Origin of the sequence: Frigoribacterium sp. CFBP 8751, from assembly GCF_014841545.1 — a bacterium.
Lineage (GTDB): Bacteria > Actinomycetota > Actinomycetes > Actinomycetales > Microbacteriaceae > Frigoribacterium.
This window is the reverse complement of sequence record NZ_JACYUB010000002.1, coordinates 378734-392321: the sequence shown is the minus strand read 5'-3', so window position 1 is coordinate 392321 and position 13588 is coordinate 378734. Positions and strand designations below refer to the sequence as shown.

14 protein-coding genes are annotated in these 13588 nt (G+C 69.9%); 3 read left to right on the top strand and 11 right to left on the bottom strand.

What is annotated here, in order from left to right; all coding sequences use genetic code 11:
- Positions 1-21: 21 nt before the first annotated feature.
- On the top strand, positions 22-1905 hold the full coding sequence (locus IFT88_RS07665; RefSeq protein WP_156155598.1) for a hypothetical protein: 1884 nt from the start codon (positions 22-24) through the stop codon (positions 1903-1905).
- 73 nt (positions 1906-1978) lie between these two features.
- Positions 1979-3037, top strand: a complete 1059-nt coding sequence (locus IFT88_RS07660) for an AI-2E family transporter (protein WP_043596340.1) — start codon at positions 1979-1981, stop codon at positions 3035-3037.
- Between the two features lie 65 nt (positions 3038-3102).
- On the opposite strand, the gene IFT88_RS07655 is transcribed toward IFT88_RS07660, so the two are convergent.
- The 10 genes from IFT88_RS07655 to IFT88_RS07610 form a co-directional block, all read right to left on the bottom strand.
- Positions 3103-3846, bottom strand: a complete 744-nt coding sequence (locus tag IFT88_RS07655) for an alpha/beta hydrolase (protein WP_342212103.1) — start codon at positions 3844-3846, stop codon at positions 3103-3105.
- Positions 3843-4142, bottom strand: coding sequence for a hypothetical protein (locus IFT88_RS07650; RefSeq protein ID WP_043596338.1), 300 nt, complete (start codon positions 4140-4142; stop codon positions 3843-3845). The genes IFT88_RS07655 and IFT88_RS07650 overlap by 4 nt, the downstream gene beginning before the upstream one ends.
- Positions 4143-4189: 47 nt before the next feature.
- Positions 4190-4768, bottom strand: coding sequence for an aggregation-promoting factor C-terminal-like domain-containing protein (locus IFT88_RS07645; protein WP_137846995.1), 579 nt, complete (start codon positions 4766-4768; stop codon positions 4190-4192).
- A gap of 376 nt (positions 4769-5144) precedes the next feature.
- Entirely contained in the window at positions 5145-5699 is a 555-nt protein-coding gene (locus IFT88_RS07640; protein WP_056226812.1) for a DivIVA domain-containing protein, read from the bottom strand.
- A gap of 63 nt (positions 5700-5762) precedes the next feature.
- Positions 5763-6761 (bottom strand): phosphatidate cytidylyltransferase, encoded by a 999-nt coding sequence (locus IFT88_RS07635; RefSeq protein WP_137846994.1) that lies wholly within the window; start codon positions 6759-6761, stop codon positions 5763-5765.
- The gene (frr, locus tag IFT88_RS07630) at positions 6761-7279 is read right to left on the bottom strand and encodes a ribosome recycling factor (protein ID WP_043596359.1); all 519 of its coding nucleotides are present in this window, start codon (positions 7277-7279) and stop codon (positions 6761-6763) included. Before frr ends, IFT88_RS07635 begins: the two co-directional genes overlap by 1 nt.
- A gap of 77 nt (positions 7280-7356) precedes the next feature.
- Complete coding sequence (pyrH, locus tag IFT88_RS07625; RefSeq protein ID WP_043596333.1) at positions 7357-8076, bottom strand: UMP kinase; 720 nt, start codon at positions 8074-8076, stop codon at positions 7357-7359.
- A gap of 151 nt (positions 8077-8227) precedes the next feature.
- Positions 8228-9055 (bottom strand): translation elongation factor Ts, encoded by an 828-nt coding sequence (tsf, locus tag IFT88_RS07620; protein WP_043596332.1) that lies wholly within the window; start codon positions 9053-9055, stop codon positions 8228-8230.
- Positions 9056-9097: 42 nt separating this feature from the next.
- Positions 9098-10045: a 30S ribosomal protein S2 gene (gene rpsB / locus IFT88_RS07615; protein ID WP_043596330.1), complete on the bottom strand. Its 948-nt coding sequence runs from the start codon at positions 10043-10045 to the stop codon at positions 9098-9100.
- A gap of 399 nt (positions 10046-10444) precedes the next feature.
- Positions 10445-11893, bottom strand: a complete 1449-nt coding sequence (locus tag IFT88_RS07610) for a sugar porter family MFS transporter (RefSeq protein ID WP_043596328.1) — start codon at positions 11891-11893, stop codon at positions 10445-10447.
- A 133-nt stretch (positions 11894-12026) separates the two neighbouring features.
- On the opposite strand from IFT88_RS07610, the gene IFT88_RS07605 reads away from it, so the two are divergent.
- On the top strand, positions 12027-12572 hold the full coding sequence (locus IFT88_RS07605; protein WP_192119806.1) for a murein hydrolase activator EnvC family protein: 546 nt from the start codon (positions 12027-12029) through the stop codon (positions 12570-12572).
- Positions 12573-12649: 77 nt separating this feature from the next.
- On the opposite strand, the gene IFT88_RS07600 is transcribed toward IFT88_RS07605, so the two are convergent.
- Positions 12650-13564 carry a tyrosine-type recombinase/integrase gene (locus IFT88_RS07600; RefSeq protein WP_171007242.1) on the bottom strand — a complete coding sequence of 305 codons (915 nt, stop codon included), beginning with the start codon at positions 13562-13564 and terminating at the stop codon, positions 12650-12652.
- Positions 13565-13588: the final 24 nt, after the last annotated feature.

Below are 13588 nucleotides of genomic sequence, written 5' to 3'. Positions count from 1 at the left end.
CCCTGCACCGAAGGAGACATCGTGGCCGCTGACGAAGCCGATTTCGGCATCGAACTCCGGGGCTATCGCAAGGACGAGGTCGACCGCGTGCTCGGCGACCTGCGGCGCGAGCTCATCAAGGCCAACGCCGACCGGGCCGACCGGGCGAGCGAGGTCGCGTTCCTCCAGCAGCGGGTGGACGAGATCCGTGCCGAGCTCGAAGAGGCCGGCACCCCGACGTACTCGGGCCTCGGCAGCAAGCTCGAGCAGACCCTGCGTCTGGCCGAACAGCAGTCCACCCTCTTGATCAGCCAGGCCGACATCGACGCCGAGGCCCTGCGCTCGTCCTCCACGGCCGAGGCGAAGCGCCTGGTCGACGACGCCACCGAACGGGCCGCGGCCGTGCTCGACGACGCCCGGGGCCGTGCCGCGGCGCAGGTCGCCGAGTCGACCGCCGACGCCGACCGCCTGGTCGCGCGTGCTAAGGCCGAGGCGCGCGATCTGCTGCAAGAGGCTCAGCGCGACGCCATCTCGATCCGCGGTTCGGCGGCCACCGAGGCCGCCCAGAACGTCTCGACGGCGCGACGCGAGGCCGCAGCGCTTCGGGCCGAGGTCGAGCACGAGGTCGCCGAGCAGCGGGCCGCCGTCGCCCGCGACCTCGCCGAGGCCCGCGACGAAGCCGAGACGCTCGCCGCCGACACACGCGAGGCCCGAGCCGTCTTCGAGAGCGATTCCGAGCGCCAGCGCGCCGACCTCGACCGCGAGGGCGTCACGGTCCGCGCCGAACTGGCCCGGCTCGACGAGACCACCCGTTCCGACCTCGACGCCGAGGTCGGCGCCCGCCGCGCCGAACTCGAGCGCGAGATCACAGCCGCCCGCGCCGATCTGGCCGACGACGTCGCGGCCCAGCGCGCCGAACTCGAGCGCGACGTCGCCGCGGCCCGAGCCGAGCTCGCCCACGAGGTCGCCGAGACCAGGGCGCTCCTCGCCCGCGACGTCGATGCCACCCGTGCCGACCTCACCGACGAGGTCGAGTCCACCCGGGTCGAACTCGAACGCGAGATCGCCACCGGTCGCGACCGCCTCGCGGCCGAGATCGGACAGGCCCGAGCCGAACTCGAGAAAGAGGTGGCCGACGCCCGCACCGAGCTCGACCGAGAGACCCGGCGTCGCCGTGACGAGCTCGACCTCGCCGAGACCACGTCACGGGAGCGCATCGAGCGCGTCACGGTCGAGACCGACGAGCGCCTCACCCGCGAGAGCGAGGCGCAGGCCGACCGACTCGCCCGCGAGGACGCCGACCGTCGGGCCGGCCTCGCGTCCGAGATCGAGCAGGCCCGCGCCGAGCTCGCCGCCGAGACCGCCGAGGCCCGCGCCGCCCTGGCGGACGAGACCGAGGCGCAGCGCGCCCGACTGGCCGCGGACGACATCCGGGTCCGTGCCGGGCTCGAGGCCGACCGCGAGCGGGCCACGGCCGACCTGCGTCGCGACGTCGACCAGGGACGAGCCGACCTCGAGGTCGAGCTGCTCGCCCGTCGCGACGAGGCCGAGGTCGAGCTCACGCAGCGACACCAGCAAGCCGTCGCCGAGACCCAAGAACTGCTCGACTCGGCGGCCGAGCAGCTCGCCGGGGCCACCCGTCGTGCCTCCGAGGTGCGACGCGAGGCCGACGAGCTCGAGCGCAGCGCGAACGAGTACGCACGCACGACGCGGACGGATGCCGACGAGACGGCTCACGAGGTACTCACCAACGCCGACGAACGCTCGCAGTCGATCCTGGCCGATGCTCAGCAGCGGGCCGACGACCTCATCGGCGACGCCGAAGAGCGCCTGGCCGAGATCACGCGCGAACGCGACGCCGTCGCCGACTACTTCGAGAACCTGCGTGGCATGATCGGACAAGTCGGCGGCGGTACGCCAGAGTAGGGCGACAGGCCGTGTCGGGCAGTCGGTGCCGCCGTGGCCTCGACCGGCCCGCGCCGTCGACAGGAGCCCGCCCGTGAAGATCCACAATCCGTTCCGCATCGGCCTGCTCGCGGGCCTGGGTGTGCTCGTCGCCCTCGTGATCGGCGGCGCCGTCGGCCAACTCTCGACGATCCTGACCTACGTGGGCGCGGCCCTGTTCATCTCGCTGGGCCTCGACCCGATCGTCTCGTGGCTCGAGAAGCGCCGGGTGCCCCGGGGCATCGCCATCGTGATCGTCCTCGTGGCGGTGGTCGGAGCCTTCGTGGGCGTCGTGTTCGCGATCGTGCCCGTCATCGTGCAGCAGACCACGAGCTTGATCCAGGCGCTGACCTCGTACCTGCAGAGCGTCACCACCCAGCAGTTCGTCGACAACCTGCAAGAACTCGTCCCGCAGAACGTCTTCGACGTGCAGAACGCCCTCGACTCCATCGTCGACTTCCTGACCAACCCCGACAACGTCGTCACGATCGGTGGCGGAGTCCTCGCCGTCGGCGTCGCGATCGGCAACGGCCTGTTCGGCACGGTCGTCGTGGTCATCCTGACGATCTACTTCACGTCGTCGATCAACAGCGTCAAGCGCGCCCTGTACCAGCTCGTCCCGGCCTCGAAACGGGCCACGTTCATCGACATCTCCGAACAGATCAGCCAGTCGGTGGGTCGGTACGTCATCGGTCAGTTCACGCTGGCGGCACTCAACGGCATCCTCAGCTTCGTGTTCCTCACCATCATCGGCGCCCAACAACCGGCAGTCTTCGCGTTCATCGCGTTCCTCGGCTCGATCATCCCCCTCGTCGGCACCATCAGCGGTTCGGCGATCATCGTCCTGGCGCAGATCGCGCTGTTGCCCCAGTCACCGGCCACCTGGGTCACCGCAGCCGTCTACTACCTCGTCTACATGCAGGTCGAGGCCTACCTGCTGAGTCCTCGCATCATGCGTCGGGCGGTCCGCGTCCCGGGCGTGATCGTCGTCATCGCGGCCCTCGTCGGTGGCACGCTGCTGGGCGTGCTCGGCGCCCTCATCGCCATCCCGGTCGCCGCGTCGATCCTGCTGATCATCCGCGAGGTCTATGTCCCGCGCCAGAACCAGCTCTGAGGCGATCGGCACCGCCGGCCGCGCCCATGGTGGGCGACGCGGGCCGCCACCCGGCGGCCGTGCCGTCAGGAGGCGCGGGGTGGCCAGGTGGACGACAGCGGCAGGGCACCGGGGGCGACCCGACCGACGATCTCGGCCAGCACGCGGCTGGTCTGCTTCTCACCGACCCAGAGGTGCTTGCCACCCTCGACGGCGACGACCTCGGCCTCGGGCACGAGAGCGAACCGTCGTCGCGCTTCGTCGGGCCGCAGGTAGTCGTCGAACTCGGGGACGACGGCGACCACGGGCCGTCCGGAACCGTGCCAGGCCTCGAGCTCGGCATCGGACGTGCGGTGCAGGGGCGGGGACAACAGGACGGCCCCCGCCACCTCGACGTCGAGGCCGTGCTTCAGGGCGACCTCGGTGCCGAACGACCAACCCACCAACCACGGGACGGGCAGGCCCCGCTCGCGCACGAAGGCCACGGCAGCGGCGAGGTCGGCCGCTTCGGCCACTCCCTCGCCGAACTCGCCCTCGGACCGGCCGCGGGGGGACGACACCCCGCGGAAGTTGAAGCGGAGCACGGCGAGGTCGGCCAGAGCCGGCAGGCGGGCCGCGGCCTTGCGGATGACGTGGGAGTCCATGAACCCGCCGGCGGTGGGCAGGGGGTGCAGCGCGACGATCGTGCCGACGGGCTCGCGGTCCGCCGGGAGGCTCAATTCGCCCACCAGCGTGAGACCGTCGCCGGTGTGCAGTTCGACGTCTTCGCGGCGCGCGGGCAGCAGGACTCCCCCGCGGATCTCGAGGGTGTGGGTGTCGGGGGTCGTCACGAGATCCTCCAGCAGTGGGTGTGCCAATGACGGCGCGCCGCCAGGTCGTCCTCGGCGCCGAAGAGCCCGTCAGCGCGCCAGGCCACGACGTGCGGTGTCGAGGGAGCGATGCCCAGCGAGCAGCCGGGGCAGACGTACTCTTTGACGGCCGACGACGCCGAGACCGACTGCACGTTGAACGAACGTCCGTGCTTGGTCTCGACCGTCAGGCCGCCGAAGGACGCCCGGCTGATGTCGTACGCCTCGTCGGCCTCACGCCGGTCGCGCGAGCGACGGGAGCGGTTGCTGCGGGGCATGACGACCAGCGTAGCAACGGCCCTCGGGGTCGAGGGCGCGCGGGAGGTCAGTACCAGTTGTTGGCGACCGAATGACCCCAGGCACCACAAGGTGTGCTGTACCGGCCACCGATGTAGTTGAGGCCCCATGTGATCTGCGTCGCGGGGTTGGTCTGCCAGTCGGCACCGACGGAACCCATCTTGCTGCCGGGCAGCGCTTGGGGGATGCCGTAGGCACCGCTCGAACGGTTGGACGCGTAGACGTTCCAGCCGGACTCTTTCTGCCACAGGGACACGAGGCAGTCGTACTGGTCGGAACCCCAGCCACGAGCTGCGACGAGTTCTGCAGCGACGGCCTTGGCACTGCCCGGATCGGGAGTTCCCGCCACGGGAGCGGCCGAGGACTTCTTGGCGGTGCCGGAGGTCGCACCCGAGGAGGCCTCGGGCTTCTCGGTCTCGGCCACCACGACGGGCGGCGGCGGCGGCGGCACGTACTCGGTGACTCCGTAGGCGTCCCGATCGGCCACCGTCACGGCAGCACCGGCGACGGTGAGGGTCTGGCCGGGGGCGGTCAGCACCGACGCGGCACCAGGAACGGTCGTCGCGGCCTCGGCACCGGCCAGCGGGTTGACGAGGGATGCCGACACGAACGCGAACGACGCACAGAAACCGACGAGAGGCAGGACGACTCGACGAGGGACACCCGGTCGACGAGCAGCGGAGGCGGTGTCGCGGGCGGGCCCGGTGGTCGCGAGGGACCCGGCCGCCGACCGTCGGACGACGCTCTGCGAAGCCGGCACGCGGACGCGCCGACGGGTCGAGGGTCGTTCGACCGCGGCCGGGTGCTCTCGTCGAGAGGGACCGGGGGTCGGATTCGCTGCGTGCCTGCCCATGAGTCCGTCCAGGGTAACCGATGGGACGCCGGAGAGCCAGGGTCGACGCCTCAGCGTGTCGGGATGCACCCGCCGCCGGGCGGAGCGGCAGCAGTGGTCGTGGTCGTGGCCGTGGCCGTGGCCGTGGCCGTCAGCGCACGGCGAGCATGACGTCGACCACCGTGTCGAGCAGGAGGTCGACCTGGCTCTCCCGGTAGCCACCACGCTTGGCCCGGAAGACCGATCCCCGGACGTCGTCGATGCTGAGCGGACGACCGTCGGTGAAGTACCCGTGCAGGCGCCGCGTGAGGCGGTCGACGTCGCGCGGGTGGTACCCCGTCGTGAGGATGCCGACCCGGTCGAACCGATGTCCCTGCGGTCGCTCGAGTCGGGCCACGATGTCCTCGGCGCCGGACCGTGCGGTCGAGAACCACGTGGACTCGGCCCCCGACGAGACCGCTCGTTCACGCTCGCGACTGGCGAAGGCGTCCTCGAGACGTTCGAGCGCGGCGTCGACGTGTGCCGTCGAGTAACCGTTCTTGGTCAACCCGAAGGCCGTGCGTCGGATGCGGGCGGAGTCGATGCCGAGGCTGGCATCGCCGGCATAGGCCTTGCGGGCCTCGTCCAGGAACGCGTCGACCTCGTCGACGTCGTAACCCCGCTTGCCCTTGGGAACGATCGGGAATGTGCTGCTCACGGCCACCATCATGCCGCATGGCCCGATGGCAAGCGGCTGGACGCGCGGCCCGTCACCGTCGTCGGAACGCCCCTACGCGAAGAGCAGGTAGAGACCGTAGGCCGCAGCGGCCGACGGCAGCGTGCTGTCCAGCCGGTCGAGGAAACCGCCGTGACCGGGCAGCCAGGTGCTGATGTCCTTGATGCCGAGGTCACGCTTGATGAGCGACTCGGACAGGTCGCCGATGGTGGCCGTCACGATGATGACGCCGCCGAAGACGAGGCCGAACCACCACGGCTCGTCGAGCAGGAAGACCGACAGCAGCACGGCCGCGATGAGGCTGGCGGCCACCGAGCCGGCGAAACCTTCCCAGGTCTTCTTCGGGCTGATGCGGGGAGCCATCGGGTGCTTGCCGAAGTTGAGCCCGGTCGCGTAGGCGCCGGTGTCGACGGCGATCACCACGATGAGTGCCGACAGTGTCCACCACTGGCCGTCGGGCCGGGCGGCCATCAGCACCATGAAGCTGCCGAGGAACGAGCAGTAGATCTGAACGAACGCCCCGGCACCCAGGTCACGACCGAGCGAGGAGGCGCCACCACGGTGCGAAGGACGGGCCAACTCGACGAGACGCCACAGCGACACGACGACGATGCCACCGACGAGTGCGGCCCAGTGGCCCCCGGCTCCCCCGTAGAAGGCCGCGGGGACGACGGCCACGCCCGCGAGGACGCTCGGCAGGCGGGGCACGTCGCGCCCGGCGAAGCGGAGGGCGCTGGCGAGTTCGAAGCACAGCGAGCCGATCAGGGCCGCCGCCACGATCATGAAGAACGCCTTGACGAAGATCAGGCTCAGCAGGACCGCAGCCCCGAGCAGCACACCCACGGCGATGGCGGCCGGCAGGTTGCGTCCGGTGCGCGCCGTCAACTTCTCGTTGCGCGAGTCGAGGCGCGCCTTGCCGGCTCGCAGTTGGTTCTCGATGTCGTGCCGGGCCGCCTGCGCACGAGCGTCGAAGTCGGCCCGGCGACTGCCGAGGGTGCTCTTCTGAGCCGGTGACGAGTCGTCGGGGCCGGCGCCGTCGGGTCGCTGTCTCATCAGACCTCGAGCAGCTCCGCTTCTTTCTTCTTCAGCGCGTCGTCGATGGAGTCGATGTAACCCTTGGTGATCGACTCGAGCTCTTTCTCGGCGCGGGCGACCTCGTCGTCGCCGACCTCGGTCTTCTGGGCGTCGAGCGCCTCTTTCGACTTGCGACGGACGTTGCGCACCTGCACCTTGGCGTCCTCGCCCTTGCTGCGGACGAGCTTGACGAACTCTTTGCGACGCTCCTGCGTCAGTTCGGGGATCGTGACGCGGACGATGGTGCCGTCGTTCGTCGGGTTGGCCCCGAGGTTCGGGAAGGTCGCGATGGCCTTCTCGATCTCTTTGAGGGCCGTCTTGTCGTACGGCGTGACGATCATCGTGCGCGCCTCGGGCACCTGGAGCGAGGCGAGCTGGGCCAGCGGGGTCGGGCTGCCGTAGTAGTCGATCGGGATCTTCTGGAACAGAGCCGGGTTGATGCGGCCGGTTCGCACCGTGCCGAAGTCGTTCTTGGCCGCGTCGAGCGCCTTGTCCATCTTCTCGCGCGTCTCGGTGAGTACGTCGTTGATCGCCACTGGTGCTCCTTGTTCGGTTCGCGGTCGAGTTTAGTCGTCTAGTTGCTGACGATGGTTCCGATGCGTTCGCCACGGATGGCGCGGGCGATGTTGCCCTCGCCTTCCATGCCGAACACGTGCATGGGCATGCCGTTGTCCATGCAGAGGCTGAAGGCGGTCGAGTCCACGACCTTGAGCCCCTGCATCAGTGCCTCTTGGTACGTGAGCCGGTCGAGCTTGACCGCCGACGGGTCGTGGCGGGGGTCCGCCGAGTAGACGCCGTCGACGCCGTTCTTGGCGACGAGGACCTCGGAGGCCCCGATCTCGAGAGCCCGCTGGGCCGAGACGGTGTCGGTCGAGAAGTACGGCAGACCGGCGCCGGCACCGAAGATGACGACGCGTCCCTTCTCGAGGTGCCGCTCGGCACGACGAGGGATGTAGGGCTCGGCGACCTGGGTCATCGCGATGGCGGACTGCACACGCGTGGCGGCACCGGCCTGCTCGAGGAAGTCCTGGAGGGCGAGGGCGTTCATGACCGTGCCCAGCATGCCCATGTAATCGGCTCGGCCTCGGTCCATGCCGCGCTGACTGAGCTCGGCGCCACGGAAGAAGTTGCCGCCGCCGACAACGATCGCGATCTCGACGTCGGTCGCCGCGTCGGCGATCTCACGGGCGATGGCACCGACCACGTCGGGGTTCACGCCGAGCTGGCCGCCGCCGAAGGCCTCGCCCGAGAGCTTCAGCAGGACGCGTCGTCGTCCGGTGGTTTCCGATGTCATGCGAGTCTCCGTCTCGTCGTGGCCGTAGCCAGGTTAGCGAGTTCGGGCTGGTCGCCGTCCGTCGCCGATGATGCGCCCGGCGTCGTCACCTCGGCCGGGCACGGGAACGGGGCCCGAGACACGTTCGTCTCGGGCCCCGTCACGGTGCTGCTTAGGCGCCGACCTTGATGCGGGCGAAGCCCGTGATCGACAGTCCGGCCTCGTCGACGACCTTGGCGACCGACAACTTGTTGTCCTTCGCGTAGGCCTGGTCGAGCAGGGCGATCTCCTTGAAGAAGCCGGTGAGGCGACCCTCGATGATCTTGGGCAGGGCCGCTTCGGGCTTGCCCTCGTTCTTCGCGGTCTCCTCGACGATGGCACGCTCCTTGTCGACCTGCTCGGCCGGCACCTCGTCGCGCGACAGGTACGTCGGCGCGGCGAAGGCGATGTGCTGAGCGATCGAGCGAGCGGTCTCGGCGTCGTCACCGGTGTAGCCGACGACCACGCCGACCTGCGGGGGCAGGTCCTTCGAGGTCTTGTGCAGGTAGATGGCGAACTGCTCGCCCTCGATGCGGTTGACGGTGCGCAGTTCGACCTTCTCGCCCATGAGGGCGGCCTCGTCGTTGACGAAGGCCTCGACGGTCTGGCCGCCGATCGCGGCCGCGTTGCCCTCGGCGGCGCTGGAGGCACCGGCCGCGTGCACGGCCTCGAGGACCTGGTCGGCCAGGGCGACGAACTTCTCGTTCTTCGCGACGAAGTCGGTCTCGCTGGCGAGCTCGATCAACGTGGCGTAGCCCGAACCGGGCTTGGCGGCGACGAGACCGGCGGTGGTCTGACGGCCCTCGCGCTTGGCGACGCCCTTCAGCCCCTTGACGCGGAGGATCTCGACGGCCTTCTCGATGTCGCCGTCGGCTTCTTCGAGGGCGTTCTTGCTGTCGACCATGCCCGCGCCGAGGCGGTCACGGAGGATCTTGACGTCAGCGATGGTGTAGTTGGCCATGTGTCTGACTTCCTTTCGTGGAGTCGGAGAGGTGGAGGAGGACTACTTCGAGTCGGCGTCGGCCGGCTCGGCGGCCGTGGCCTCGGTCGCCTCGGCGACGGGCTCGACGACCGGCTCGCCCAGGGGCTTCGCGGCGACCTGTGCATCGGCGTCGTTCTCCTCGACGGGGGCCTCGGCGACGGGCGCCTCGGCAGCAGGTGCCTCGGCAGCAGCGTCAGCGGCCTTGGCCTCGCCCTGCGCGAGCAGCTCGGCCTCCCATTCGGCCATGGGCTCGACGGGCTGGTCGGCGTCCTCGGGCTTCTGGTGACGCTGCACGAGGCCCTCGGCAGCGGCGTCGGCGACGATGCGCGTCAGCAGGCCGACGGAACGGATCGCGTCGTCGTTGCCCGGGATCGGGAAGTTGATCTCGTCGGGGTCGCAGTTCGTGTCGAGGATGCCGATGACCGGGATGCCCAGCTTCTTGGCCTCGTCGATCGCGAGGTGCTCTTTCTTGGTGTCCACGACCCAGAGGGCGGACGGCGTCTTGGTCAGGTTGCGAATTCCACCGAGCGTCTTGTGCAGCTTGTCGAGCTCGCGCTTCTTGATCAGCAGTTCTTTCTTGGTGAAGCCCTGCGTCGTGTCGTCGAAGTCGATGTCCTCGAGCTCTTTCATGCGGGCGAGGCGCTTCGAGACCGTCTGGAAGTTGGTCAGGAGGCCACCGAGCCAGCGCTGGTTGACGAAGGGCTGGCCGACGCGGTTGGCCTGCTCGGCGATGGAGCCCTGGGCCTGCTTCTTGGTGCCGACGAAGAGGATGGTGCCACCGTGGGCGACGGTCTCTTTGACGAAGTCGTACGCGCTGTCGATGTAGCCGAGCGACTGCTGCAGGTCGATGATGTGGATGCCCGAGCGCTCGGCGAGGATGAAGCGCTTCACCTTCGGGTTCCAGCGGCGGGTCTGGTGTCCGAAGTGGACGCCGCTGTCGAGCAGCTGGCGGATGGTGACGACGGCCATGGTCGTTCTCCTTGTTTCTGGGCGCACCCGCGGGTGCGCCTGCTTGTCGGTTGTCGGGCGACCGGTCGGTCGCCACTGCCTGGTGCCCGGGCACACGTCCGCCGAGCACACCGTGAGGCGCGTTCGGACCGAGTGGACGTGGAGGCCGGGAGCGGCGCGAGGCGACCAGGTCGCCTCGACGTCGGTGCGTCCGAGGACGCACAGGGCACGCGAAGTCAGCCTGCTGAGCAGGCTGCATCGCTCATGTTAGCACCACCTCGGGCGAGGAGAGGCGGTGGTCGACACCCGAGTGCGCTGCGCTCGGACGACGCGTCGGTGACCGAGAGCAGTCTCGGAAAGCGAACGTCCCGCCCAGGATCTGGACGGGACGTTCGCTTGCCGAGAGTGCTTCTGCCGGGCTCAGGCCTTCGTGGACCGACCCGTGTCGGCCTGGACGGCCGAGATGCCCATCTCTTCGAGCGAGCGGCCCTTGGTCTCGGGGATCTTCGCCAGGACGAAGAAGAACGAGACGAGCGCGAAGAACGCGAAGATGCCGTACGACAGCGTGAGGCTGAGGGCGGCGAGGGTCGGGAACGACACCGTCACGATGAAGTTGGCGATCCAGTTCGCCATGCTGCCCACGCCGAGCGCCGTGGCACGGATGCTGTTCGGGAACATCTCGCCGAGCAGCACCCACATGAGCGGGCCCCACGTGGCACCGAACGACACGACGAAGAGGTTCGCGGCCACGAGCGCCACCGGGCCCCAGGCGCCGGGCAGCGAGGGGTCGCCGCTCGCCGAGGTGGTGGCCTGGCTGAACGCCAGGGCGGTGACGGCGAGGCTGACGAACATGCCGATCGAGCCGGTCAGCAGCATCGGCCGGCGACCGACCTTGTCGACGAGCCCGATCGCGATGAAGGTCACCGCGACGTTGACGACGGCGGTGATGGTCGAGATGAGGAACGAGTCCTCTTCCTGGAAGCCGACGGCCTGCCAGAGGGTGGTCGAGTAGTAGAAGATCACGTTGATGCCGACGAACTGCTGCAGCACGGCGAGGATGATGCCGACCCAGACGATGGGCTGAAGGCCGAAGCGGCTGCCGCGGATGGACGATTTCTTCTCGAGTTCGGCCTCGGTGCGGATCGAGTCGGTGATCTCTTTCAGGCTCGTCTCGACCGTCTCGGCGGGGACGATCGACTGCAGGACCTTCTTGGCCTCGGCCTCACGCCCGTCACCGGCGAGATACCGCGGCGACTCGGGCAGACGCCAGGCGAGGATTCCGTAGACGACCGACGGCACGATGCCCACCAGGAACATCCAGCGCCAGGCCGCGAGGCCGAAGAGCGACGGCTCGGAGGCACCGCCCGCCGTGACCGCGAAGAGCTGGTCCGAGAGCAGGGCGGCGAAGATGCCGAGGGTGATGGCGAGCTGCTGGAACGACGCCAGACGACCACGGATGGCCTTGGGCGACACCTCGCTGATGTAGGCGGGAGCGATGACCGAGGCGATGCCGATGCCGAGGCCGCCGATGACGCGCCAGAGGACGAGGTCCCAGACGGCGAAGGCCGCGGCGGCACCGATCGAGCTGATCAGGAACAGACCGGCACCGATCAGCATGACCTTGATGCGGCCCATCTTGTCGGCGAGACGGCCGGCGACGTAGGCACCGATGGCACAACCGATCAGGGCCGAGGCGACCGCGAAGCCCGAGGCGAACTCGGTGAGGCCGAACTCGTCGGTGATGGACTGGACGGCGCCGTTGATGACGGACGAGTCGAAGCCGAACAGGAACCCGCCGATGGCCGCCGCCACGGCGAGCGCGGTCACCCGCCTGTTCAAGCTCTTCGTCGTTGCAGTGGTGTTCGACACCTGTACTCCTTCACGGCTCGAGGAGCAGGGCTCGTGGCCACGACTCCCCCACAAACGGTGTGCACGGGGTGTTCGTGCACGGGTGAACCTTACGCCTCGCCGAGAAAGGTTGCGCAACCGGCAAGGTACCGGTATGCGTTCTGGTCCTCCGCGGTCGCTCCGCCGCCTCGTCGGGGCCTCGACGACGGTCCTGGCGGTCCTCGTCGCCGGGTCGTCCACGTCCTCGCCGGCGTTCGCATCACCTCCGGCGGAGAACGCAGGAGGCGCGGTGTGGGCCTGGCCCGTCGCCTCGCCCCACCCGGTGGTCCGGCCCTTCGTCGGGCCGCCGAACCCGTGGTCGCCGGGGCACCGCGGCATCGACGTCGGGACGACCGAGGGCTCGGTCGTGACCGCGCCGGACGACGGGGTGGTGCACTTCGCCGGGGTCGTGGTGGACCGCCCTGTGCTGTCGATCGCCCACTCGGGTGGAGTGCTGAGCAGCTTCGAGCCGGTGGTGGCCGATGTCTCGAAGGGCGACGTCGTCACGCGGGGGCAGACCGTCGGTGTGCTCGTGCCGGGGCACTGTTCGGACCGGCCGTGCTTGCACGTGGGGGCGCGCATCGACGGCGAGTACGTCTCGCCCCTGCTGTTCCTGGGCGGGATCGAACCGTCGGTGCTGCTGCCGACACGGCCCCGCTGAGCACCGGTGCCACTCGGAACGCGTCGCTCGGGCGCGTGCGTCAGGCGCCTCGGGCCGTGCCGGTGTCCTCTGCGCCGTCAGGCGCGCGGGTGTGCCGAACGGTAGCTGTCCCGCAACCGGTCGGTCGAGACGTGCGTGTAGATCTGCGTGGTGCCGAGGCTCGCGTGGCCGAGCAACTCCTGGACGGCCCGGAGGTCGGCGCCCCCGTCGAGCAGGTGCGTGGCCGCCGTGTGCCTCAGGGCGTGCGGCCCCGCCGGCCCCCCGCCCGGGAGGTCGGCGAGCAGCCCGGCGACCAAGCGGTAGACGGCCCTCGTACCGAGCCGCCCTCCGGTGGACCCCACGAAGAACGCAGGGTCCGTGGCCGGGGTGACGAGCGTCGGGCGGGCGCGTTCGAGGTAGCGTCCCAGGGCCTCGGCCGCCGGGACGCCGAACGGCACGACGCGTTGTTTCGCCCCTTTGCCGGTCACCCGCACGGTCAGTCTCTCGAGGTCGACGTCGCCGAGGTCGGCACCGACGAGCTCGGACACGCGCAGGCCCGCCCCGTAGAGGAGCTCGACGACGGCGAGGTCCCGACGCGCACCGGGGTCGCCCGTGTCGGCACGGACGGCGAGGGAGGCCAGCAGGCCGTCGACCTGCTCACGGGTGAGGACGCGGGGCAGACGACTCTCGGGCTTCGGCGCGCGAAGCCGCGCGCCGACGTCGACCGGCGTCCGGTCGGTCTCGTCGAGCCATCGGGTGAAGGCCCGGACGCTCGCCGACCGCCTGGCGAGGGTGGCCCGGGCGAGCCCGGCCTGCGTGCCCTGCCAGAGCCAGTCGCGCAGCAGGTCGAGGTCGAGGTCGCCGACCTCGCCCGGGCGGCCGAGCCGCTTCTCGGCGAAGACGACGAGCGAGTCGAGGTCGGCACCGTACGACCGCACCGTGTGGTCGCTGAGCCCCCGACCGTCGTGCAGGTGGTCCGCGAACCGTTCGACCTCGCCCAGGAGGCGCGTCACGGCAGGGTCCGCCCCTCGCGTCTC

Bases quoted from the DNA above. Each gene is read 5' to 3' on its own strand.
- rpsB (WP_043596330.1), bottom strand. From the start codon at position 10,045: ATGGCCGTCGTCACCATCCGCCAGCTGCTCGACAGCGGCGTCCACTTC.
- IFT88_RS07650 (WP_043596338.1), bottom strand. From the start codon at position 4,142: ATGCCCCGCAGCAACCGCTCCCGTCGCTCGCGCGACCGGCGTGAGGCC.
- frr (WP_043596359.1), bottom strand. From the start codon at position 7,279: ATGGACAAGGCGCTCGACGCGGCCAAGAACGACTTCGGCACGGTGCGA.
- IFT88_RS07640 (WP_056226812.1), bottom strand. From the start codon at position 5,699: ATGGTGGCCGTGAGCAGCACATTCCCGATCGTTCCCAAGGGCAAGCGG.
- pyrH (WP_043596333.1), bottom strand. From the start codon at position 8,076: ATGACATCGGAAACCACCGGACGACGACGCGTCCTGCTGAAGCTCTCG.
- IFT88_RS07605 (WP_192119806.1), top strand. From the start codon at position 12,027: ATGCGTTCTGGTCCTCCGCGGTCGCTCCGCCGCCTCGTCGGGGCCTCG.
- IFT88_RS07635 (WP_137846994.1), bottom strand. From the start codon at position 6,761: ATGAGACAGCGACCCGACGGCGCCGGCCCCGACGACTCGTCACCGGCT.
- tsf (WP_043596332.1), bottom strand. From the start codon at position 9,055: ATGGCCAACTACACCATCGCTGACGTCAAGATCCTCCGTGACCGCCTC.